The sequence below is a fragment of the Allochromatium palmeri genome (assembly GCF_009720725.1).
Taxonomy (GTDB): Bacteria; Pseudomonadota; Gammaproteobacteria; order Chromatiales; family Chromatiaceae; genus Thermochromatium; species Thermochromatium palmeri.
The window spans coordinates 1-600 of the sequence record NZ_WNKT01000164.1 but is presented as its reverse complement, the minus strand read 5'-3'; the positions used below and the strand labels follow the sequence as shown (position 1 = coordinate 600).

The window sequence follows — 600 nt, the reverse complement described above, 5'->3', positions numbered from 1 at the left end:
GTGAAATTATTGATGGTTATGGATCTGAATATAAAATTGCGTTTTCATCTGTTTAATTTTTTTAATGAAAGTACTTATTTATATTAGTGGAGCGCTCCCGTCGTCCTCATGTCAAATGAAACATCTATATCTAATAAACCGGAGTCACGAATTAGCATCATTCCATATGAATGGTGGGCTTTGTGATGCGCTAAATAATTGTCAAAACCACCCAACAGAGGTGGGTTCCATTCAACTGCCTCTTGGGTTACCTGTAATTTAATGGAGGCAAAATGAAGAAAATCGCAGTTTTTGGGAAACCTGGCAGCGGCAAATCAACGTTAAGTAAATCGCTAGCTTCAGCAACCGGCATCCCATTGCATCAGTTGGATTCGATTGTTTACAAGAAAAACGGTGATTTAGTAGAACGTGAAGTATTTGATGAAGCGCATAAGAATATATTGTCCAGCGAATGTTGGTTAATTGATGGGATTGGCCCAATTGAATCATTCAACGTCAGGTTGGAGATGGCTGATACTTTGATATAAGTACTTTCATTAAAAAAATTAAACAGATGAAAACGCAATTTTATATTCAGATCCATAACCATCAATAATTTCA

1 protein-coding gene is annotated in these 600 nt (G+C 36.3%); it reads left to right on the top strand.

Translation table 11 applies throughout. The annotated features are described in order from the left end of the window. Positions 1–272: 272 nt before the first annotated feature. On the top strand, positions 273–527 hold the full coding sequence (locus GJ668_RS19950) for a P-loop NTPase family protein (RefSeq protein ID WP_222930835.1): 255 nt from the start codon (positions 273–275) through the stop codon (positions 525–527). The last annotated feature ends 73 nt before the right edge of the window (positions 528–600 follow it).